Raw genomic sequence first — 22,825 nt, 5'->3', positions numbered from 1 at the left:
ATGTAGCTTAAGACAATGCTCGCCGTGGCTTAGGGCTGAATGGTGCTAATGGGTAAATGTCCTGTTTTCACTAAGATAATGGTTTCCTCTTCGACAAAAGGAAAATGACCGCTCATGTGCGGACTGCGTATCCAAGTGTGGCGCGGATATTCCCCTTGATCATCTTGAAACTTGCCCGATAACACCAATATTTCTTCGCCGCCAAAATGCCGATGGGGTTGAAAGGTTTCACCCTTAGGCCATTTCACTAACGCGGTATGTTCATGCTCGAATTCATGTAGCGGCATCACTTGCAAGCCGCCTATGCCTTGTAACCAAGGAGTCTGCTGAGTATTAATCTTGACCACATCAAGATCTCGCGGATTGAATTGATTGAGTTTGACTAAGATAACGCAGCCTTCTTGGCTAAACGGCGCGTGTTGGCTCCCTGGCGGATGGCGAAGATAACTGCCCGCGGGGTAATCGCCGTTTTCATCGGAAAATACCCCTTCGAGTACAAAAATTTCCTCGCCTAGCGGATGCTTGTGAGTCGCAAACTGCGAACCCGCGTCGTATTTCACTATGCTGCTGGTGTGTCCAGACTCTTTAGCCTCCCGCTCGAGTGGTTTGCGCCAAACGCCTTGAGCAGGACTTGGCAGCCAGGGTTGCTGCTGTGTATCAATAACGACACGTTCGCTAAAGTTCATATTGAGCATAGTGTTAGACCTTATTTAACCTTAACTTAGAATAGTGATTGTTTACTGTGTTCGTTGCGTCTTGCTGCGCTAACAGTGTGCGAGCTGCGCTCTGCGATGTTAGCTGTGTATTAGCATACTTGCTGTGTCTGCAATATTAGTTGCGTCCAGCCATCACGCCGCCATCAACATCCCAAATCGCGCCGGTCACCCAGCTGGTGTCATTGGATAAAAGAAAACAAATGCTGTTCGCCACATCGCTCGGCGTGCCGACTCGACCAATCGGGTGAAAAGCGTTGAAGCTTTCAATCACTTGGTCTAGCTCTGCCTCTGGGATAAAAGCGTTATAGATGGGCGTATTAACCACGGCGGGTGAAACCGCGTTGACGCGAATATGCTTGTCCGCCAGTTCCATCGCTAAGTGCTGGGTTAATGCGTGTAATCCTGCTTTGGCCATGGAATACGCTGACGAAGGTGTGGCTTTAACCGCTTGTTTTGCCCACATAGAACCTATGTTCACTATACTACCACCGCCCGCATCAATCATCTTGTGGGTTACGGCTTGGGTGATTTTGAATAGGGCTTTATTTAACGCCATATAGAGATCGTAATCAGCCTCTGAGTGGTCGATAAAGGATTTGGGATTGAAATACCCCGCCGCATTGACGAGGTAGCCAACCTTTTGCTCAAGCTGGGTGATGTGTGCAATCAACCGATTAAGATCGGCAGCTTGGTAAAGGTTGGCTTGAAAACCGTCGACGCGTAACTCGGCTGCTGGATGGGCATGTTTGATCGCAGCAACGGCTGCGGTGAGTTTATCTTGCTGATTACTGACGATGAGTACTGATACGCCTTGTTCGGCCAGTTGTTTCGCCGTTTCGAAACCTATGCCGCTGCTACCACCGACAATAATGGCGAGATTTGAGGTATTAAATTGCATTTTCTACTCCTAAGTATTATCAAGGTGGTAATCTTAAGAACTCAATAACTGTCTGAACAGTAAGTACAAATAGGTAAGGCAGGTACTTTTTGGTACATCTTTATGAATAACAATGAAAAATTTATTTCACGCAAATCGCCCCCTGAGCGTTCAGCGCGTATGGTCGAGACGATTTATGGCTGTAAATGGTCATTAACGGTTTATCAGCTGTTGGCCAGTGGGGTACAAAGACCGGGGGAAATGGTGCGCTCCGTTGAGGGGCTCTCAACTAAGGTATTGAATCAATGTTTAAAAAAGAACATAGAATTTGGCATCTTAGATAAGGTCATTTATAACGAGCTGCCGCCGCGTGTCGAGTATCAAGTGACTGAGTTTGGCCAAAAATTTCTGCATATTTTGGATGAGCTGGAAAAGTTACAGCAAGAAATCGATGCTTAATTAACTTTCCTTTGTAGCGGTTCAATGTCGGTAAGGTAAATCGCAGCGGTTTATTTTATCGAGATGAAGCGCTACTCAAGGGAGCATGCGGGTAGTCGGAAATGGGAGTGTGTATGCCTAAAAATAGAGTACGTGAAGGTGGCTGCTTATGCGGCGCGATTCGTTATCAGATTGAAGGTGAACCCTTCGATGCGGATTATTGCCACTGCCGTTCGTGCCAAAAAAGCACGGGCTCTGCATTTGGGGCTTGGATGGATTTTAAAACAGGCCAAGTTAGATGGTTGAAAGGTCTGGTGACTGAGTTTGCATCGTCTGAGTTTATTCGCCGTGGATTTTGTGACCAATGCGGTACATCGTTAACCTACCGACATACTCAATATCCCGATTACTCGACCTTGAGCATAGCGAGTCTGGACGACGCTAACCAAGTTCAGCCTAGGTACCATATTTATACTGAGAGTCAGCTGAATTGGTTGGTGATCAAGGATGACTGTCAACGCTATCCACAAGGCCGCAGCTGTTAGCGGTTCAGATGATCATAGTGTTAATTTGATTCAGCTTGTTATTACTTGTATGTGATTGATTTGAATTTGTTTTTTTAGATTAGGTCAGGGCGCGGTGAGGCCGATTTCGTTGGCGTCCATGTCACTGAGTCCAAACAAGCTTAAGTAGCTCACCAGATTCGTTGCTTGGCCGCATGGGCTGAGTTCATTGAGTTTATTTGAGATGGTTCGCTGCGCTTTACGTTCCATCATCAGCTCAACGGCGAGCATCTGCTGATACTCTTGCTCATTCAAGCTGGACTTAGCGAGTTTACGTAATTTGCGGTAGGGCATGAGAAATCTTTCATCCCATTCACCCACGGCGCTCATCAGCGTTTGCCATTGGTCTGTACTGTATTGCTGCGGCCCAGACACATCCATAGTGATATCTAAATATTGTGCCAGTAGCAGTAGATTGACGTTCACCTGACAGCTATTTTGCAATTCGAGACAGAGCGCTTTGTTTTGCGCATAGCTCATATCACACCATTGCCAGAGTTGACTGTCGAACTGGGTTAAAACCGCCATACTATTTCCTTGTATTGCCGCTGCTACTGACTTTTATTTAAAAGAATGCTGGAGTTATTGTTGCTCCATGACCTCAAGTTCCATTGCATCTATCTCTTCTTGCAACTCGAGCCATTGCATTTCACTGTCTTCTAAGGTTTGCGTCAAGCTCGTTCGTTCGGTTAGTACCGAGGTTAGCTTGGCTTTGTTATCTTGATCATACAATTCGCTATCGGCCAGCAAGTGTTCAAGCTCGGCGAGGCGTTCGCTCAGCTTTTGCTGTTCGGTTTCTAACTTAGTTTGTTTGCGCTTGAGCGGCGATACCTTTTGGCGGATTTCGGCCTCGAGGCGTTTTTGCTGCTTTTTATCGGCGGCAGGTTTGATCTCGTCGCTGGTGCTGTTTTGATTCGAGTTGGCTTTCGCCGCATCGAGCAACCATTGGTGATAATCGTCTAAGTCACCGTCGAAGGCGCGCACTTCACCTTGATCGACCAGGTAGTAATCACTACAGGTTAAACGCAGTAAATGCCTATCATGCGAGACGACAACCATAGCGCCTTCAAAGGTTTGCAATGCCATCGTTAGAGCGTGGCGCATCTCTAAGTCTAAATGGTTGGTGGGTTCATCGAGCAGCAATAGGTTAGGGCGTTGCCAAACTAATAGCGCCAACACTAAACGGGCTTTCTCGCCGCCAGAAAAGGGGCGTACAGGTGAGAGAGCCATATCGCCGTTAAAACCAAAACCGCCTAAGAAGTTGCGTAGCTCTTGCTCTCTGGCATTGGGCGCCAGACGCACTAAATGCTGCATCGGCGTATCGTCGAGGCGCAAAAATTCGATTTGATGCTGGGCAAAGTAACCGATATTGACGCCAGGATTAGGTTCATACAAACCTGTCATTGGCGATAACTGACCCGATAACAGCTTGATTAATGTCGATTTACCTGCGCCGTTACGGCCAAGCAAACCAATACGCGCACCCGGTACTAAGTTTAAATGCACCTTGCTCAGGATTGGCTTATCGCTATAACCGATCGCGACTTGCTCCATCTTAATCAGCGGATTGGGCAGGGCTTCTGGAGCACGAAACTCCATATAAAAGGGGCTATCGGCTTGAGACGGCAACAACTCAGTCATGCGTTCTAGCGCTTTTAAGCGGCTCTGCGCTTGTTTGGCTTTACTCGCCTTATAACGGAAACGGTCAACGAAAGACTGCATGTGCGCACGTTCTTTTTGTTGGCGTTCGAAGGCAACCTGTTGCTGCGACATACGTTCGGCACGAATGCGCTCAAAGGCACTGTAATTGCCTTTGTAGAAATTGAGTTTTTGATTTTCAACGTGGACGATTTCATCAACGATTTCATCGATAAAGTCCCTATCATGGCTGATTAAAATCAGCGTGCCTTGATAGGACTTAATCCAACCTTCGAGCCAGTACATGGTATCTAAGTCTAAGTGGTTGGTGGGTTCGTCGAGGAGCAATAAGTCAGAGCGGCACAGTAACGCTTGGGCTAAGTTGAGGCGCATACGCCAGCCGCCCGAAAAGCTTTTCACTGGATTGCTTTGATCGGCTTCACTAAAGCCCAGACCCGCTAACAATGAACCCGCGCGCGAATGAATCGCATAACCACCGATAGCGTCGATTTTACCGTGTAAGAGTGCGATGGCATTGCCGTCGTTATCTTCTTGGGCCTTGTGTAATAGCGCTTCTAATTGACGATATTCGCTATCGCCATCGATCACATATTCCAGTGCCGAGACGTCGAGCGCAGGGGTTTCTTGGGCCACAGTGGCAATTTGCCAGCCAGAAGGCAGACTAAATTCACCTTTATCTAGGCTTAAGTGACCTAAAATTAATGCGAGCAGTGAAGATTTGCCTGTGCCGTTGGCACCGACTAAACCGACCTTATGGCCGGGATAAATCGTGAGAGAGGTCTCATCTAGCAGGGTTTTGCTGCCACGGATTAATTGCGCTTGGTTGATGCTGATCATTGACTACAACTTGGTTAGAACGTGAATTCGTCAGGGCACAGATAATAGCGTACAACCCAGTTTCAAACCACAGCCTGACCCGATAACTCGGACAATTATTCGACTTTTCAGGACGATCTTCAGCGAATTGCATCACATCGACCTAAGGCCTCATACTTTCAGGTAACGCTGGTATTCAATCATCAGTGTGGCAAAATAGCGGCAATTTCTTCGGCCGAGTCCCTTGGCCCTGCTATCTGGTCCTCTATCTATTATGACAAACACTAAAATCAAAAAGCGTTTCGTAGCCGGTGCTAAGTGCCCAAAATGCAGCGCCAAAGACAGCATTTTACTCTACAAGGAAAACGGCATCGAAACCGTTGAATGTACTGAGTGTGATTACCGTGAACAGCAAACCGATGAAAAGGTCACAGAAAAAGCCACCGGCGCTGTAATCGGCGTATTTAAACCGGATTAGGTTGAAGATTCAATTCAAGTGAGAATCTGAATGTGACCACTTTTAAGGTCACATTCTAAAGCTTGGCTAACCATTCAAGATAACGGTCTCGTCAGTTGTGCAGCATGAATTGTTATTGTTTCCCAGTGACTCGCCGCCTATTTCTTTTAAAAGAAGTATCCCTGAGGACTCAACTAGAGCATTCCTGTTTTAGAAGGTCACTGGTGCAACAATACCAATCTACACTAACCCTTTGGCTGTTCGTTCAGCTAAAAAGTTATTGCCCCAAAACGAGTTAACAAGTTGTCAGTAGAGCTATAACGAACGTACTTTCTGTCTTAGACATTTTCATCGTTACGCCTGTGTGATGTAATTCACTACTGCCCATCAAAAAACTGGATAATTATACAGTCGTATTCAAATCATAAGGATTTTGAACGATTTTTATCCTGCACTTGTGCGCGTCTTCTCATTTTTTCTCAAGTTAATTCTATCAAAATCAATGTCTTGCATATTTAATTAAGTGGGTGTTAGGTTTGAAAAACGCGCATGAGCGTTTTTCTAGGTGCGTATTTAAAGTAAAGCTGATAACTTCTTTGCAATACAATCAGTTAACTGTGCGCGTTTTCACCGGCCTAATGAGGTAAACAGCGCAGCGCATAAATACTAAGACGTTATATACCAATGAGATTAGGAGTACTTTTTAAATGGAAGTTAGTTTTGCAGAAAATGCCTACGCAACGGTTAGCTTGGTTCAATTCCTATTTGGTATTTTTTGCGCTCATTGGGCACAAAATACTAAACGAAGTGCTTGGTTATGGTTTTTTATGGGATGGTTTTTTGCGCCAATAACTGGCTTATTTTTATTGGCAAAAAATGGCAAATCAAAAGCCTGATAAGTTTTTACGCAAGGTATATAACAAACAAAGGCAACTGACGTGTACCGCGCAGCGGCTTTGGGCGTTATAGCGCAATTGAAATACAGCAAGATTCGGGTCGGCAGTAATTATTTCGCCTCCTAATATAGCTTCTGTTCGGGCAGATGCCCTTTTATAGCAAGCAGACCCTAGAGGAATAACGATGAACATACTTGCCAACAAAGTCGCTATTGTTACCGGTGCCAGTACCGGCATTGGTTACGCAGCCGCGAAGCTTTTTGCCAGAGAAGGTGCTGCCGTAGTGGTGGCTGCAAGGCGACAGAAGGAGCTTGATGACCTGGTGGACTTAATCATCACGGAAGGTGGGCAGGCACTGGCGCTTGCCGGTGATGTTAGCGAAGAAGCTTTTGCCAAGGCTTTGGTAGATAAGGCAGTAAGCCACTTTGGAGGCCTGGATATCGCTTTTAACAATGCTGCCATTCTGGGTGCTATGGGCCCTGTCCCGGAGATGTCGCTCACGGACTGGAATCAAGTTATTGCGATCAACTTAACCAGCGCATTTTTGGGCGCAAAGTACCAGTTGCCTGCCATGGCTGCCCGAAAAGGAGGTTCGTTAATTTTCACCTCTACCTTCGTTGGTTACACCGCAGGTATGCCAGGCATGGCAGCCTACGCAGCCAGTAAGGCGGGATTGATTGGACTTACTCAGGTGCTGGCATCCGAGCACGGCCCCCAGAATATCCGGGTCAATGCCCTTTTGCCCGGTGGTACTGATACGCCGGCAGGACGTGAGTTTGCCAATACGCCAGAAGCATTGGCATTTGTGCATAATCTGCATGCTCTTAAGCGTATGGCGACACCAGATGAAATTGCCCAATCTGCCTTGTACCTTGCCTCCGATGCCTCCAGCTTCACCACGGGATCTGCAATGCTGGTCGATGGCGGTGTATCTATAAATCGTGTTTGAGAGGCCGGCCCATGTCAGACTATGACCGAATCGCAAGCGCTATGGCCTATTTGGTTGAGCGGGCAATTGATCAGCCTAGCCTTGAAGAGATAGCCGCCCATGTGCATCTGAGTCCTTATCACTTTCAAAGGCTGTTTTGTCGTTGGGCAGGTACTACGCCGAAGCGCTTTTTACAGGTCCTGACATTGGAGCGGGGCAAAGGATTGCTGGATAATTCCCGCTCCTTGCTTGATGTCTCACATGAGCTTGGATTAAGCGGCAGTTCAAGGTTGCATGATCACTTTGTGCAGCTGGAAGCCGTCACACCTGGCGAGTATAAAAATCGAGGTAAGGACGTACAGATCGAGTATGGAGTCCATCCGACCCCACTGGGGCCCATGTTTGTGGCTGTAACCCTGCGTGGTGTTTGCCGGGCAGCGTTTATGGACTTCAATAGCATGGAAGAGTTACTGGATGACTTGCATAACGATTGGCCTCTTAGTTCGATCAGAGAAAATTTGGCATCTACGCGACACGCTATTGATGCCTTTTTTAGCAGTGACACAGCTTCCGGGCAAGGTCCGCTGTCGCTCCATGTGACAGGGACAAATTTCCAGATCGCCGTGTGGCGTGCTTTGTTGAAAATACCACCGGGCGCTGTGGCCAGCTATGCCGAAGTCGCCAGATCACTCGGCGCACCTAGGTCTGCAAGGGCTGTTGGTAACGCTATTGGAGCAAATCCAGTTGCTTTGCTGATCCCCTGTCACCGGGTTATCCAGCAAAGTGGCGCGCTGGGGGGGTATCGCTGGGGACCAACCAAGAAGCTGATGGTTCAAACATGGGAAAAAATGCGTGATGAACCGGTTGCGCTATAACAATGCCATGCAACCGACGCTCGTACATCGCTCGGCTGATGGCGAGCGTTACCCATAGAAATCTTAATCCGAAAGTTACATATTAGAGTATTCGCACTAAGAAGCTTTCGTCCAAAAAGTGTGTTGCGTATGTCTTTTAAATCTACAGGTTACGCTAAAGCCAAAACGGTGAGCCATGGTGATTAGCGAGGCGACCGCCCGATGGCCGCTCTTTGGCGTCCATGCCATCGCGGCATTTGTGAATCCTTTCACATCAGACAGGGCGGTCGAGCATCCAAGAACGGACAGTCTGTGAGTCGACGAGTCAATGCTATGGCCAACCTGTGTGAGTGGATATCAACTGCCTACCGTTCTATTTTATCGAATGTTTAGGCCGTGATTTCGCGTTATTCTTTTGTAAACTTCCTTGTTATTCTGCCTCCATCAGCAAAGCGTTTGCGTCTTGTCTTAGCCGTATGATCTTGGCTTTTCATGCACCGCTTTGCTCAACCGATAGGAGAGCAGCAATGAAAGTATTAAGTCAGTTTTCCGCTAAAGCCGCGATGGATGGTGATGGGGTCAATATTCGCCGTGTCGCCGATTTTGTGACGACTAAATTTGATCCTTTCTTGATGATCGACGAAATAAAATCCGATGATGAACAAGACTTTATTGGCGGTTTCCCTGCACATCCCCATCGCGGAATGGAGACGTTCACTTATATTCGTAAGGGCGGTTTTGAGCACCGTGACCAAATGGGCAATGTGAAGGCGATTCGTGCCGGCGATGTGCAGTGGATGAGTACGGGGTTCGGAGTAGTGCACTCTGAAATGCCGCTGGCCGATGCTGTCGATGGTCTGCATGGATTCCAAATTTGGGTCAACATGCCCGCCAAAGACAAGCTGCGTCCAGCGAAGTATCAAGATACTGCGGGTAGCGCGAGCGTTGAAGCGACCAATAACACTGGCGCTAGCTTAAAAGCCTTAGCGGGTGATTGGGGCTTTAAAGATCAACCACTGATTAGTGCGGCTATCCAAGGATTAGCGGGTGAGGCTGCCATTGCTGATTTGAGCCTAGCGCCAAACGCTGAGGCCACGCTTGATTTGTCTCAACATGAGTTTGTCGCCTTGTACTTGTACCAAGGTGACTTAAGCAAGGGTGAAGATTCACAGTGGTCATACCATGAGGGCGAGTTTTTAGTGGTCGATAGTCAAAGTGTGCTTAAGCTTAAAGCCGATGAGCGCGGCGCTGGGATGCTACTGTTTGCCGGTAAACCTATCCGTGAAAAAATCGTCCAGATGGGTCCATTTGTAATGAACACCCAAGCGGAAATTCAGCAGGCGATTCGCGATTATCAAGAAGGGCGTTTCGGCCAAATCGCGTAATTTGTTAAATCAGCCGCGCTGAGCTAATTCTAAACCCAAACCTAAATTAGCCCTAAGCCCTGTATTCCTACAGGGCTTTTTTGTTGCTGTTCACGCCCGCTATTTCTATTGCTTAAGGACTTGAGGCAAAAGCCGCGCTTTGTTGCTACAATAGCCATGCTTTTGGGTTGAGCGAGCCTAGCGCTTTATTCTTAACTCAAGCTAGCCTGAATCTTGATAGACCAGTTAAATCGATAAGTAACGCAATTTCAGTAACCTAGCAGCCGCTTCGTTACCCACCACAGGATATTCACCTTGAGCAACTCTGATACTAAGCCTAATCCATCAATGGCTTTTTCGACTCTTAAGCTAAAACCCGAACTGCTTGAGAACCTTTCTTCTATGGGCTACAACGAGATGACGCCAATTCAGGCGCAAAGTTTGCCACCCATTTTAGCGGGGCAGGATGTGATAGGTCAGGGTAAAACTGGCTCGGGTAAAACGGCCGCCTTCGGCTTAGGATTACTGAACAAGTTAGACGTTAAACGCTTTCGTATTCAAACTTTAGTATTATGCCCAACCCGCGAGTTGGCCGACCAAGTGGCGCAGGAAATCCGTACCCTTGCCCGTGGTATTCATAACGTTAAAGTACTGACACTTTGCGGCGGCGTGCCTATGGGGCCACAGGTTGGCTCTCTGGAACACGGCGCACACATTATTGTGGGTACGCCTGGTCGTATCGTCGATCACTTAGATCGCAATCGCTTAGATTTAAGCAATCTCAACATGTTAGTACTCGATGAAGCCGATCGCATGTTAGAAATGGGTTTCCAACCCGCCCTCGATGCGATCATCGAACAAGCGCCACGTGAGCGTCAGACGTTGCTATTCAGCGCGACGTTCCCGGAGCAAATTCAATCGATTGCTAAGCAAATCATGTATGACCCAAGCATGGTTAAAGTTGAAGGTAATCACGACAGCTTAAGCATCGCCCAACATTTTTATCACTTAGACGATGACAAGGCGCGCATGCAAGCGCTGCAATTATTGTTGTTAGAACATAAGCCTGAAAGCGCTGTGGTGTTCTGTAACACTAAACGCGAAACCCAAAAAGTGGCCGATGAGCTTGAAGGCTTAGGCTTCAGCGTATTGGCTTTGCACGGTGATTTAGAGCAAAGAGACAGGGACGAAACCCTGCTGCAATTTGCTAATAAGAGTGCCTGTGTATTAGTGGCGACCGACGTTGCCGCCCGTGGTTTAGATATCGATGCACTGGATGCCGTGTTTAACTATCACGTCGCCTACGACACCGAAGTGCACATTCACCGTATCGGTCGTACTGGCCGCGCGGGCAGTAAAGGCGCCGCTTATACCTTCTATAACGACCAAGACGGTTACAAAATTGCCTTGTTAGAAGAGTATTTAGAGCGCGAAATCACCAGCGAATCACTACCATCAGAAAGCCTGCTCGGCAACACGCCTGCAGCGCCAACCATGATCACTCTGCAGATCGATGGCGGTAAGAAGGAAAAACTGCGTCCAGGGGATATCTTAGGCGCGCTGACGGGCGAAAACGGTATCGAAGGCTCGCAGGTGGGTAAAATCCAAGTGACCGATTACCGCGCCTATGTGGCCGTTAATCGTAAGGTTGCCAAGAAAGCACTGAACAAAATTACTGGCGGCCGCATTAAAGGTAAATCTTACCGCGCTTGGCCAATGAAGTAAGCTTAGCTTGAGTTGAATCGTACCTCGATTTAATTCACTTCACCTTTAAAGGGAATGAACTCAGGTTTATTCCCTTTTTTATTGGGTGTGATTAATGCAATGACTGAGTCTTTTTGTTTTTTAAATGCTAATTAAGGTGGGCAGTTAAGTAACACTTTGTATTCGCCTGCTTAATTAATATGCCCCTCAGCTTGCCTGTGGTAGAAGTGATTCTGAGTAAAAAATAAATGAGCAGATTAACAGCTTTGTCAGGTGATAAGGCGTGCATCGGTTTGGAGTATTTATGTTTCGAAGGACTATTTTACTAAGTATCTTCTTGAGCGCAGCGAGCGGTGCATCAATTCAACCAGAGTTGCAACCAGAGCGGCAATTAGAGTCTCAGCCAGCGTCGCAACCGTTACAGCACTTCATCTACATTAACCATCGTGAGGCCAACGGAGAAAATATTCGTGCCGACAAGGCGCTGCGCGATCCCCGTTTTGGCGGTGCGCAGATTGTTTATACTTGGCGCAGTTTAGAGCCTAAGCAGGGCGAATATGATTTCAGCGCGATTAAGGCCGATATTGCGTATCTCGATTCGATAGGCAAAAAATTGTGGATCCAGCTGCAAGATAAATCTTTTACGCCGAGGTTTAACGTGCCTCAGTATTTACTCGATGATCCGATTTATCAAGGCGGTGTGTTGAAGCAAAGCATGCTGAGCGCGCCAGAGCGTGATCCCAATAAACCTGTGACGGATGACGAATATGGTTGGTCTGCCAAAATGTGGGAGCCTGCAGTACGTGCGCGTTATCAGCAATTGGTGCGCCAGCTAGGCCAAGAGTTTGATGGGAAAATCACTGGTATTAACTTTAGTGAAAGCTCAATTGAAGTGGGGACTGAAAACGCCGACGGAACAACCACGTTCCCCAGTGATTTTAATCCTAAAGACTATATCGATGCGATTGGCGAAAACATGCAGGTATTAGCTGAGTCATTTCAGCATTCAACCGCTATGGTGTATTTGAACTTTTTACCAGACGAATGGCTACCATGGAATGACAAAGGCTATATGCGAGGCTTATTTGCGCAAGCCAAAGCGCTCAATATGGGCGTAGGTGGCCCAGATTTAATGCCATATCGTAAAGGCCATATGGGACAGAGTTACGCCTTTATTAAAGAATATCCAGCGGCATTGGTGAAAGGTATGGCGGTGCAAGACGGTAATTTGCGGCAGATTAATCCCAAGACAGGTAAAAAGAATACTGTGCCTGATCTGCTGGATTTTGCACAAAACTACCTAGGGCTAGACTACATTTTTTGGGTTGAAGATGAACCCTATTTTACGGATGAAGTCCTGCAGCAGTTGCCAGATATTAAGGCGAATTAACTTAGCTTATTGTTTAGGCTGTTGTTTAAAGTGGTGATTGTTCAAGCGAGTTATTGGTCAAAGTGTGGATAACGCGCTAAACGTATTGTGCAGCTTGTTGAATATATAAACAAAGACAAACAAAAACGCCCAATTCCATGCGGAGTTGGGCGTTTCTTTTTAGGGCTTAATGCGGCTAAATCGCCAAGCGAGTTCGCTCAGCGTGTGCATTAATCCTGTGAATTTCTTGGACGACTCGCACCGTTATTTGGGCGACGGGTGTTTTTCTTTGGGCCATTGGCGTAAGGGTTCTCACCCGCTTGGCCACGATTTTCGCCAGCGCCTGAACGGCTTTCACTTGGACGACTAGCGCCTGCGCTATTCGCACGGCCATCGTTTGAACGTGCTGGACGTGGTTTGGCTGAATCAGCACGAGGTGCGCTACTGGCTTCACCGCTGTGTCTTGGATTCTTGTCGTTCGGCTTGTGGCCGCGCGCGACGTCACCGCTGCGTTGACCGTCTTTATGCTCGGCGCTTCTTGGGGCACCATCGCGTGAGCTAGGTTGGTTTGAGCTGCGGGTATTTCTACGGCTTGGTACTGATTTACCGCTGCTTTTTCCGCCGCCACCTAAACGTGACTCAGGCAATACATGGTTAAAGCCTTCAACCATTTCTCGGTCTAATACGCGATTGATCAAACGCTCGATATCGTTCAGCAGTTTGATTTCTTCGTTACTCACCAGTGACACGGCTTGACCCGATGCGCCAGCGCGGCCAGTACGGCCGATACGATGCACATAATCTTCTGGCACGTTCGGTAAGTCGAAGTTAACTACTTGTGGTAATTGGTCAATGTCCAAACCACGGGCAGCGATATCGGTTGCAACCAGTACGCGAGCTTGACCATTTTTAAAGTCGGCCAAGGCTTTAGTACGCGCTGTTTGGCTCTTGTTACCGTGGATAGCGGCGGCTTTAATACCCGCATCTTCAAGGCTTTTCGCCAGACGATTAGCGCCATGTTTAGTGCGCGAGAATACCAGCACTTGTTGCCAATCGTTTTGCTTGATGAGCTGGATCAACAGTGCCGATTTCTGGCTCTTATCGACTGGGCAAACCCATTGTTTTACTGTGGTCGCCGCCGCGTTACGTGGCGTAACCGAAATTTCGACCGGATTATTCACTAAGCCTTTTGCCAGTTCACGAATTTCATCGGAGAAGGTGGCTGAGAACATCAGGTTTTGGCGTTGCTTAGGTAAAATGGCCAGGATCTTACGGATGTCGCGGATAAAGCCCATGTCGAGCATGCGATCGGCTTCATCTAATACTAAGATTTCAAGCTGGCTGAATTTCACCGCTTTTTGATTGTACAGATCCATCAATCGACCTGGTGTGGCGACTAATACATCGACACCGTGGCGCAATTTCGCGATTTGTGGATTGATAGGCACGCCACCAAATATTACCGCTGAGCGCAGTGGTAAATTCTTACCATAGGTTTCAACACTTTCTGCAACCTGAGCCGCCAATTCGCGTGTCGGAGTTAACACTAATGCGCGCACTTGGCCTGCTTGGGCACGGTTACCTTTACTCAGGAGTTCGAGCATAGGTAGGGTGAAACCTGCTGTTTTACCTGTTCCTGTTTGGGCGGCCGCCATCACATCTTTGCCTTGAAGCACAGCGGGAATTGCTTGAGCTTGGATTGGCGAAGGTGTGTCGTAGCCTTGTTCGGCAACGGCTTTAAGTATCGGGGCCGATAAGCCCAGGGAGGTAAAACTCATAGATTGGTCTCTTGTGGCAACGCTTTGCTGCATTTATGGTCAATAGCCAGGTCTGCTGGCGGGCGTGCAGCTTACAGGATCAGGGCTTTAAGTGCCATCTAATAAAGACTTTTACATAGGGTTTCATTCATATTGGCACATAAATCGCTTGTCAGCGGCTTTCACTCGGTCTCGCTTATCTTTTAGGCGCAAGTTTCCTCAGCCGAATTTGAGCTTATTGAGGGCGAATCTGCGTCCTACGAAGTGCCCGTTTTGTATTGGTAGAGGCTTTGTGGGCGCACTTTTACTGTTATTTTGGGGTGCGGTTGAGCCTAATGGACTCACCAAATGTACAGTATGGCTATCAGGCTGATTCAATCAACTAAACAGGCCGGTTTAAAGTTAACTCGTCTGCTCTTTTTATCTAAAAATTAGAGTGAGTTAGCGGTAGATCACGCTAGATTAATTTGAGTGGTATAAACTCAAGGAGATAGGAGTAGAATTCATCAATATCTATTCTCTGCAAGCTTGCGATTACTCTCGTGTTTATTTTAGGATGAGCTAACGCGGGAAACGGTTAAACGCCTCTCATTTATAGGTGGATTATGACAGCGATACAGCATATTGAACGCCTTGCTCGAGGTCGCAGTGAACAGGCCGTCGCTGTGATTAAAAATGTGCAGCAGATGTCGAACATCCCCATGCATGAGATGCAACTCGCCCTCAAACAATTACTTAACTGCGGCCGAATTGCGCTGCATTTTCACCCCGATAGAATCGACAGCCGTGGTATGACAGTGGCCGAAGGTTTGCTGCGCGATGGTCAATACCGCAGTCAGTTTGAGACCCATATTTCCAACGGTCAGTTATCCCCTGAATTAGGCGGTCCACGGGATCACTGGGAAAATCAGCTATTTGGTGATGTATACAAGGGCACTAAATCTCGGCCTAAATATGGCGCACTCGATCTGGGCATGTGGCAGGACGGCCCCGCGCCGCGTTTTGGTAGCTGTTATTTGCTGACCCACGCCAGTGTGATGGCACGTTCAACCTTTTGTTATCTCGACTCGTACCGCAATCCGAAAGAGAAGGGCACGCTATCATGCTTCGATGATGTGTTAGCGGCGCTGCTGACCGAGAGTTTTGAGCGTCACTATGCCTTAGGCAAATCCGACTTTAAGCCACTGAATGTGATTCATTATTTGGGGCATCAGCTCAATGCTTCCTTGCTGTCACGTTTCGAGCGGCCGTTATCGAATAATCTCGATCATTATATCGAGGCGCAGATCCACGGTGATGTTTCCCTCGATGAAGATATCGCCATGCTGGTGGCCGATCCAAGTTTTAAAGGCACTGATATTGGCGCCAGCTTAAGCAATATTTGCGACAGATATGATATCGAGCTGCAATATCATGATGGCTTTAGCCTACATACGGCGCAGATCCCCAGCGATTTTCGCGGGCCGACTATGCCATCGCTGGCAAATCGAATTGCCATAGAAGACAGAGTCGATGCCTATGCCATAGGTGTGGCCGCGCGGGATTTATATCATTCACCCCAGCATTGGCGCGAACGCGGTAACCGTGCTCAAGTAGCCCACGAACTTAAGTTACTCTGGCATGTGTTAGTGAAATACGGCGCAGTGCAGTAAGGGTTACGTTTTTAAAAAAACGTTTGATTGTAAGATGTGGCGCTAACAAAAACAGCGAGATAACCTCAGGTTAGCTCGCTGTTTTTCTATTATATTTCAGCTTTAAGGTCGTTCTAGCAACCTGTGTCGACCTTGTTATAGGTGGGGATTCCCGTCGTTTCCCACTTGTAGTCGATATAGCAATTTGTCGCTTCGACTTGCGCCTGAGTCGGCGTGTCAAGGTTCAGTTTTTGCTTCGGTGTGGCAATGACTTGGTAGGTACCACCAGTAGTATGGATTCGATAGGACCATTCATCGACATTGAGCCCAGCAGCCTTAAAGATCTCTGGCGGCGTAGTATAAGCGGCGCTTGGTGCTGTACCGCTGGCACTGGCTGCCCAAGGTTGGTAGTTTTCGCCACGGATCCCATCGTAAACGACTCGATTGGTGGTGCCGCTGTTAGCAATTTCCGACTTAGCTTTGAATAGGGTGACGGCGGATTTCATCGAAGCCAGTGCACCAGATAGCTGACTCTTATAGGCATCTGATTGTATATTAATGAATTTAGGTGCAGCAACTACAGCTAATACTCCTAGAATAATAATGACCACAACGAGTTCAATCAGGGTAAAACCGGCATTTTTATTTGGCATAGGTAGGGGATAATTAATACAAAGATGTTCATGCTACCTAAGTTTCCCCAAACAGGCTAGTGCTAGGGAAAGTTCCGTTAACTCAGGGATTTGTTTATCTTTAGCTCGTTTTTGTGAGTCTGCTAGCAAAAGTCTGTAATAGGGTTTCATCTGCTTTAGATGCCTGCGATACTGCGTCCCTATCGGAACTTTTTAGCCGTTGCAAGCCCCCTTAAACTGAGTGTTATCGATAGCCGATCCCCGCTACGAGTCGCTTAATTGTTTTCTTGTTGGAGCACCATGGATAAGTCGTTAGAAAAATCCCTTCTTGTTTGGCTTAAAGCCCAGAAAAAAGCTTGTGGCTTGTTCCTTAAATTGTCGTTATGGCTTGGGATGATAAGTGCCGTCGCTATGGTGGCGCAGGCTTATATTATCGCGACGATTCTGGATGGCGTGATCATGGGGCAGCAAGTCGTACCGCTAACTGACAATGCCCAAATGGTCAGCTCCAGCGTGAGTATTGATACTTATATTCCTCATTTTATTGCGTTAATCGCCTTGATGTTACTGCGCGCCTTGCTGGCTTATGGACGTGAACGCGCCAGTTTTGAGGCGGGTAAGCGCCTTCGTGGTCATATCCGCGCGGCAGTGATGGACAAGTTGACTAAGCTAGGTCCGGCATTTATTAAAGGTAAACCCGCAGGCAGTTGGGCCAGCATAGTGTTAGAGCAAGTCGAAGATTTACAAGACTTTTATGCCAGATACCTCCCACAAATCAGCCTTGCTGGTTTTATTCCCATCCTCATCTTAGCGGCGGTTTTCCCAATTAACTGGGCGGCAGGCTTAATTCTGTTACTCACAGCGCCGTTAATCCCTATGTTTATGATCTTAGTTGGCATGGGCGCTGCCGATGCCAATCGCAAGAATTTCAGTGCGCTTGTAAGATTGAGCGGCCACTTTATGGATAGATTAAAAGGCTTAAGCACGTTGAAACTCTTCCACCGTGGTGATGCTGAGCTAAAGGTAATCGCCACTGCTTCGGAAGAGTTCCGTAGTCGCACTATGTCGGTACTGCGCATGGCTTTTTTAAGCTCGGCGGTATTAGAGTTTTTTGCGGCGGTTTCGATTGCTGTGCTGGCGGTTTATTTTGGTTTCAGTTACTTAGGTCACTTAGATTTTGGCCACTATGGCGCCCATGCCAATATCAGCTCAAGTACAGATCCTCAAATAGTCGGTATTCCATTTAGCCTGTTTACTGGGCTGTTTATTCTGATTTTAGCCCCTGAGTTTTATCAACCGCTGCGGGATATGGGCACTCATTACCACGCTAAGGCGCAGGCCATCGGCGCCGCGGAAGCCTTGATTACCTTGCTCGAACATCCTGAACCTGAGTTTGTCGGCCAAGTGCGTATCAATAGCATAGAAACCCTGAGTGCTGATCATCTTGAAGTGTTTAGTGTTAATGGCACGCGTTTACTCGGCCCGCTGAGTTTTGAATTAAAAGACAATCAACGTTTAGCCTTAGTTGGCCCAAGCGGTGCGGGGAAAACCAGTTTACTTAATGCCTTACTGGGATTTTTGCCCTATAAGGGTAATTTGCTGATTAATGGTCATGAGCTATCGGCATTAGATTTATCCCAGTGGCGACAACATTTAGCTTGGCTTGGACAAGAGCCGCAGTTATTCCACGGCACAGTACGGGATAACGTTGCCTTGGCAGATCCGACTATGTCTGACGATAAGATTTGGCACTTGCTGACCGCGGCGAATATTGCCGAGTTCTTTAAGTCGCAGCCTTTGGGCTTAGACTCGCCAGTCGGTGAGCAATCTTCCGGTCTATCCGTCGGTCAAGCCCAGCGTATTGCCTTGGCAAGGGCGCTTGGGCAAAAGGCGAGTTTGTTTGTCCTTGATGAACCTACGGCCAGCTTAGATAGCCAGAGTGAGCAGGCGGTGAGTTCTGCGTTAAATCGGGCCATGACGGGTAAGATGTGCATTATGGTAACCCACAGATTAGATCAGTTAGATCAAATGGATACTATTCTTGTGCTCGATAAAGGCTTGATAGTACAGCGGGGCGACTTTATCACTTTGTCTAACACGCACGGCTTATTCCAAACCTTGCTGCGTGAGAATATTGAGTCCGTGGCGGATATTGAACTTGTGCCTTTACCGACCAGCGCCAGTGATACGCCGCTTAACAGTGATGCTCCACTCGACAGTGCCGCAGAGCTTACTAAAGGAGAGGCCCAATGAAAGTGCTAATCCCCTTTATTCGATTGTTCTCGCGCCAATGGCTGATGATGTCCGTGGGCTTGCTGCTGACCATCATCACCTTGATGGCTGGTATAGGTTTACTGTCACTGTCGGGCTGGTTTCTTTCTGCTACCGCGGTCGCGGGTTTGACGATAGTCACGGCGCAGTCCTTTAACTTTTTCACTCCTGCGGGCGGCGTGCGTTTCTTATCAATTGCCCGTACTGCCAGTCGTTATGGCGAGCGTTTAGCGACCCATGAGGCAACCTTTAAGTTGCTGACTGAGCTTCGTGTTTGGGCGTGGCGTAAACTCTTGCCGCTCAGTGCTAAAAATCTGCAGGGGCTACGCCGTGGCGACATGCTTAATCGCTTAGTTGCCGATATCGATACCCTCGATCATCTATATCTGCGACTGCTCACGCCTATGGCGGCATCACTGCTGATGACTGGGCTCTTGTATCTATTTCTCGCTTGGTTCGATGCCAAACTTGCCCTCAGTCTTTGCCTATTTTTAGTCGCCGTTTGGCTGGTGATACCACTGCTATTTTATCGCCTTGGACACGCGCCGAGCCGGACTATGCTCGAAACCAAGCGCCATTATCGGGTGCAATTATTGGATATGTTGCAAGGCCAAGCCGAGCTCAGCCTATTTGGCGCCAACGACAGATTCAGGCAAAAACTGAATGATGCGCAGACAGAGCTGTTTCGCAGTCAAAGTGCGATGGCCAATATCACAGCGCTCAGCCAAGCCATGTTGATCCTCTCCACTGGCTCAGCCTTGATCATGATGCTGTATTTAGCCGCTCAAGGTGTGGGTGATGCGGTGCCGCCGGGCCCCATGTTTGCGCTTATGGTGTTTGCCACTATGGCCTGCGTTGAGATGATGATGCCGATTGCGGGCGCGTTTCAGCATTTGTCTGGCTGCGTATTGGCGGCGACACGGATTAATGAAATCACTGAACAAGAGGCCGATATTCAATTTGTTGCCGATACTGGCCTGAGGGCAAAATCTGGCGCATTGCAGATTGAAGATATCCACTTTGGTTATCGAGACGATCAACACGTGCTGCAAGGTTTGTCCCTTGAGATAAAAGCGGGGCAAAAAGTCGCGCTACTTGGGCCAACGGGTTGCGGTAAGTCGAGCTTACTGGCGCTGATTACCCGCGAATGGCAAGCCCAGCAAGGGCACATCAAGCTCGATGGTCTTCCTCTTTCAGATTACAGCGAGCGCGGCCTTAGGGATGCGATAACTGTGATTAGCCAACGCATCTATCTGTTTGCGGGCACCTTGCGGGAAAATTTAGTATTAGCGCTACCTGTTATCGAAGACGAGAAACGCACGGCCCACGACGCGCGCTTGATTGATGTGTTACAGCGGGTTGGACTTGGCGCTTTACTCACGGGTGATAAACCGCTGGATATGTGGATTGGTGAAGGTGGACGTCAGCTTTCGGGTGGCGAGCAGCGCCGAATTGGTGTTGCAAGAGCGCTGCTGCGTGATGCGCCGCTGCTATTGCTCGATGAGCCGACTGAAGGGCTAGATAAACGTACCGAGCGGGAAATTTTAAGTTTACTATTTGAATTTGCTCAGGATAAAACCTTGCTGATGATTAGCCATCGTTTAACTGCTATGGCGAAGATGGATCACATTCATCTACTCGGTCAGGGTAAGATTATTGCGTCTGGCACTCACCAGAGCTTAATTGAAGACAGTGCAGAGTATCAGGCCTTATACCAAAGACTCGCTTAAGCCTCCTGTATTCAAGCCTTTAACGCTCAAACCTTTGACGTTCAATATGATGAATAGCGATATATTTTACCCATTAAAAGCGGATATAAATCGATGAACCCTGCGATGCCAGAAGCATTAGCCCCACAAATCAATGCCCATTTTAATGGTAAATTTGAGGTCGAGCTTAAATATCGCTTATTGGATCGCCACGCTTTTCTCTCTGCCTTACAGATGAGAAATCCTGAGATCATGCTCGAAGATAATCTTGAGCATGACTGTTACTTTGATCTGCCATCACAATCACTTAAAGGCGAACACAAGAGCTTGTGTATCCGTGAGATGCAGCCATCGGGGATTATGCTGTGGATAGTGAAAGGGCCGGAAAAAGACCGCTGTGAAGCCGTTAATATCACTGAAGCGCCCAAGGCAAAAAGTATGCTGCATACCTTAGGTTATGAGTGCGTACTGGAAATTAAAAAGCGCCGCAGTATCTATTTTCTCGGTGAATTTCATCTAACAATCGATCATCTCGAAGGCTTAGGAGATTTTGCCGAGCTTGCGATTATGACTAACGATGAAACCTTGTTGCCTAAGTATGAAGCGCAATTACAACAACTCGCCGCCGATTTGGGTTTAAGTGAAACGCAGCGGGAGTTGTTATCCTATCGGCAGTTGCAGCAGGCTTTAAATGATCAGTGATGGTTCAATCTTGTTGGATTAAAAGCTTAAAGTTCATGGCTTAACGTTTAATAGCTTAAAGTTTAGCGGTGTAAGTTTAATGGCCGGATGCTAAATCCGGCTAAGCAATCTCTCGCAACAAACCGCTATGGCTAAGTTCAAATCCCTTTGAGCGTCACTGTCCATATCGCATTCAAGGTTTGTTTTAACTCGCTATCGACGACTTAAACTTAAGCCTTGTATTTAAACTTAAGCATCGCATTTACATTCAAGCCACTTTCACAAACTCAAACTCAAACTCAAAATCAAACGATTTAAGCAGCGGTTACCCCGCTTTATTTGCCGTTAATTGCCAAATGCGTTTTAGCCTAAGCGTTGTGAAAAGGCGAGATAGCGTTTCACTTCCGCTTCAGGAAATTTCAATTCGTCACCATCTTGAACACTCGAGAGTAAATTCTCCCGAGCGAAACGTTTGATGGTCGCAGGTGTTTTATCTAACATTTTGCACACTTCATCTAAGGTTAATAAGTTATCGCTCATAGCACTCTCCCAGTATTTCAATAGAAACATAACCCAAAGAGTATAGAACAATAATTTCAACCAAGATGATACCTGCGACCTAAACCGCTAAGGTTATGATTCTATTTTATGGTTGCGTGCCGTTTCCCGCACTTGACTCTCTATTTGCAGATGCCCTTTTGCCGCTGTGATCGCTAGTACTGCGCGGGACTTAAACTCGCGGCGATATAAGGTTGCGACCACAAATAAGCTCGCCGAGATAAAGAGTATCGGGTGTACAAACCAGCACAATACTGCCATCGAAAAGTAATAGGCGCGTAAGCCATAGTTATAGGAGTGCGCCGCTTGATCTTGTACCGTCGCCATCTGCCTTGCGTAGGCTTTGAGATTGTCGTTTGAGCCATCGCTGTCTAAAGGACCGGCGCCTATCATCACGTTCACAAAACCGTATTGGCGCATCGACCAAGTAAACTGGAAGAAGGCCATCACAAAAATACTGACTAGCAAAGCAAGTTTGACTTGCACCAGCGCATGATTCGGTGGTGTGGCGAAGGGAATCGTCGCAATAACACTTTCTAGTCGCTCAACTTGTGCAAATAAGGTCAGCACACCCGCGAGTACAAACAGCGTGGTCGAGGCAAAAAAGGCAATATTGCGCTCAAGGTTGGCCAGCAGCGCCGCATCACCCACACGCACGCCGCGGGTCATCACCTCAAGCATCCAGTAAATTCTATGCTTATGCAGACCTCGGGCAATACAGTCGGTATCTTTCGCCTTACGACGGGCAAAGGCGGTATAGCCAGCCCAAGAAACGATAAACCACACCAATGCAGAAATATCTAACAGCGAAAATGTCATAGCCACCTTATTTTAAAGTCAAAAGTAGAAGTCAAAACCATCAAGCTCAATTACTGTGTGATTATGAGGGCTTTTATCAGCCGTACGCAATCCCCCGCAAGTGCTTTGAAATCACAAGGATTAAAA

21 protein-coding genes are annotated in these 22,825 nt (G+C 47.6%); 13 read left to right on the top strand and 8 right to left on the bottom strand.

Annotated elements, in window-relative coordinates:
* Positions 1-29: 29 nt before the first annotated feature.
* On the bottom strand, positions 30-695 hold the full coding sequence (locus DYH48_RS16995; RefSeq protein ID WP_115335428.1) for a cupin domain-containing protein: 666 nt from the start codon (positions 693-695) through the stop codon (positions 30-32).
* Positions 696-831: 136 nt separating this feature from the next.
* Positions 832-1,614, bottom strand: a complete 783-nt coding sequence (locus DYH48_RS16990) for an SDR family NAD(P)-dependent oxidoreductase (protein WP_115335427.1) — start codon at positions 1,612-1,614, stop codon at positions 832-834.
* Between the two features lie 102 nt (positions 1,615-1,716).
* Between DYH48_RS16990 and DYH48_RS16985 the strand changes: the two genes are divergently transcribed.
* Positions 1,717-2,052 (top strand): winged helix-turn-helix transcriptional regulator, encoded by a 336-nt coding sequence (locus DYH48_RS16985; RefSeq protein ID WP_115335426.1) that lies wholly within the window; start codon positions 1,717-1,719, stop codon positions 2,050-2,052.
* A 113-nt stretch (positions 2,053-2,165) separates the two neighbouring features.
* The gene (locus tag DYH48_RS16980; RefSeq protein ID WP_115335425.1) at positions 2,166-2,576 is read left to right on the top strand and encodes a GFA family protein; all 411 of its coding nucleotides are present in this window, start codon (positions 2,166-2,168) and stop codon (positions 2,574-2,576) included.
* Positions 2,577-2,660: 84 nt separating this feature from the next.
* Here DYH48_RS16980 and DYH48_RS16975 read toward each other — a convergent pair whose 3' ends face one another.
* Both DYH48_RS16975 and DYH48_RS16970 read right to left on the bottom strand, forming a co-directional pair.
* The gene (locus DYH48_RS16975) at positions 2,661-3,122 is read right to left on the bottom strand and encodes a TIGR02444 family protein (protein WP_115335424.1); all 462 of its coding nucleotides are present in this window, start codon (positions 3,120-3,122) and stop codon (positions 2,661-2,663) included.
* A gap of 54 nt (positions 3,123-3,176) precedes the next feature.
* A complete protein-coding gene (locus DYH48_RS16970) occupies positions 3,177-5,090 on the bottom strand; it encodes an ABC transporter ATP-binding protein (RefSeq protein WP_006085975.1) in 1,914 nt (637 codons plus the stop codon).
* A gap of 253 nt (positions 5,091-5,343) precedes the next feature.
* Between DYH48_RS16970 and DYH48_RS16965 the strand changes: the two genes are divergently transcribed.
* The 7 genes from DYH48_RS16965 to DYH48_RS16935 all read left to right on the top strand — a co-directional run bounded on the left by DYH48_RS16965 (position 5,344) and on the right by DYH48_RS16935 (position 12,662).
* A complete protein-coding gene (locus DYH48_RS16965; RefSeq protein WP_012088350.1) occupies positions 5,344-5,547 on the top strand; it encodes a YheV family putative zinc ribbon protein in 204 nt (67 codons plus the stop codon).
* Between the two features lie 686 nt (positions 5,548-6,233).
* Positions 6,234-6,422 (top strand): hypothetical protein, encoded by a 189-nt coding sequence (locus DYH48_RS16960; protein ID WP_006085974.1) that lies wholly within the window; start codon positions 6,234-6,236, stop codon positions 6,420-6,422.
* 184 nt (positions 6,423-6,606) lie between these two features.
* On the top strand, positions 6,607-7,371 hold the full coding sequence (locus DYH48_RS16955; protein ID WP_115335423.1) for an SDR family oxidoreductase: 765 nt from the start codon (positions 6,607-6,609) through the stop codon (positions 7,369-7,371).
* A gap of 11 nt (positions 7,372-7,382) precedes the next feature.
* Complete coding sequence (locus DYH48_RS16950) at positions 7,383-8,225, top strand: bifunctional transcriptional activator/DNA repair enzyme AdaA (RefSeq protein WP_115335422.1); 843 nt, start codon at positions 7,383-7,385, stop codon at positions 8,223-8,225.
* A 506-nt stretch (positions 8,226-8,731) separates the two neighbouring features.
* On the top strand, positions 8,732-9,589 hold the full coding sequence (locus DYH48_RS16945) for a pirin family protein (RefSeq protein ID WP_115335421.1): 858 nt from the start codon (positions 8,732-8,734) through the stop codon (positions 9,587-9,589).
* Between the two features lie 327 nt (positions 9,590-9,916).
* A complete protein-coding gene (dbpA, locus tag DYH48_RS16940; protein ID WP_011847678.1) occupies positions 9,917-11,293 on the top strand; it encodes an ATP-dependent RNA helicase DbpA in 1,377 nt (458 codons plus the stop codon).
* A gap of 283 nt (positions 11,294-11,576) precedes the next feature.
* Positions 11,577-12,662: a hypothetical protein gene (locus DYH48_RS16935; protein WP_115335420.1), complete on the top strand. Its 1,086-nt coding sequence runs from the start codon at positions 11,577-11,579 to the stop codon at positions 12,660-12,662.
* A gap of 209 nt (positions 12,663-12,871) precedes the next feature.
* On the opposite strand, the gene DYH48_RS16930 is transcribed toward DYH48_RS16935, so the two are convergent.
* Entirely contained in the window at positions 12,872-14,419 is a 1,548-nt protein-coding gene (locus DYH48_RS16930) for a DEAD/DEAH box helicase (protein ID WP_006082943.1), read from the bottom strand.
* A gap of 584 nt (positions 14,420-15,003) precedes the next feature.
* On the opposite strand from DYH48_RS16930, the gene DYH48_RS16925 reads away from it, so the two are divergent.
* Positions 15,004-16,050, top strand: coding sequence for a DUF3626 domain-containing protein (locus DYH48_RS16925; protein WP_063883831.1), 1,047 nt, complete (start codon positions 15,004-15,006; stop codon positions 16,048-16,050).
* Between the two features lie 113 nt (positions 16,051-16,163).
* Here DYH48_RS16925 and DYH48_RS16920 read toward each other — a convergent pair whose 3' ends face one another.
* Positions 16,164-16,682, bottom strand: coding sequence for a type II secretion system protein (locus tag DYH48_RS16920; protein WP_115335419.1), 519 nt, complete (start codon positions 16,680-16,682; stop codon positions 16,164-16,166).
* A 279-nt stretch (positions 16,683-16,961) separates the two neighbouring features.
* On the opposite strand from DYH48_RS16920, the gene cydD reads away from it, so the two are divergent.
* From cydD to cyaB, 3 genes are all read left to right on the top strand, one after another.
* Positions 16,962-18,914, top strand: coding sequence for a heme ABC transporter permease/ATP-binding protein CydD (gene cydD, locus DYH48_RS16915; protein ID WP_115335418.1), 1,953 nt, complete (start codon positions 16,962-16,964; stop codon positions 18,912-18,914).
* Positions 18,911-20,662: a heme ABC transporter ATP-binding protein/permease CydC gene (gene cydC / locus DYH48_RS16910; protein WP_115335417.1), complete on the top strand. Its 1,752-nt coding sequence runs from the start codon at positions 18,911-18,913 to the stop codon at positions 20,660-20,662. Before cydD ends, cydC begins: the two co-directional genes overlap by 4 nt.
* 93 nt (positions 20,663-20,755) lie before the next feature.
* The gene (gene cyaB, locus DYH48_RS16905) at positions 20,756-21,343 is read left to right on the top strand and encodes a class IV adenylate cyclase (protein WP_115335416.1); all 588 of its coding nucleotides are present in this window, start codon (positions 20,756-20,758) and stop codon (positions 21,341-21,343) included.
* A 342-nt stretch (positions 21,344-21,685) separates the two neighbouring features.
* Here the strand turns inward: cyaB and DYH48_RS16900 are convergent, their stop codons facing one another.
* Together DYH48_RS16900 and DYH48_RS16895 are read right to left on the bottom strand one after the other, a co-directional pair.
* The gene (locus DYH48_RS16900; RefSeq protein WP_006082937.1) at positions 21,686-21,862 is read right to left on the bottom strand and encodes a helix-turn-helix domain-containing protein; all 177 of its coding nucleotides are present in this window, start codon (positions 21,860-21,862) and stop codon (positions 21,686-21,688) included.
* Between the two features lie 93 nt (positions 21,863-21,955).
* The gene (locus DYH48_RS16895) at positions 21,956-22,699 is read right to left on the bottom strand and encodes a DUF599 domain-containing protein (RefSeq protein ID WP_006082936.1); all 744 of its coding nucleotides are present in this window, start codon (positions 22,697-22,699) and stop codon (positions 21,956-21,958) included.
* Between the last annotated feature and the right edge of the window lie 126 nt (positions 22,700-22,825).

Origin of the sequence: Shewanella baltica (assembly GCF_900456975.1) — a bacterium.
GTDB classification, from domain to species: Bacteria; Pseudomonadota; Gammaproteobacteria; order Enterobacterales; family Shewanellaceae; genus Shewanella; species Shewanella baltica.
This window is presented reverse-complemented; position numbering and strand designations above follow the sequence as displayed.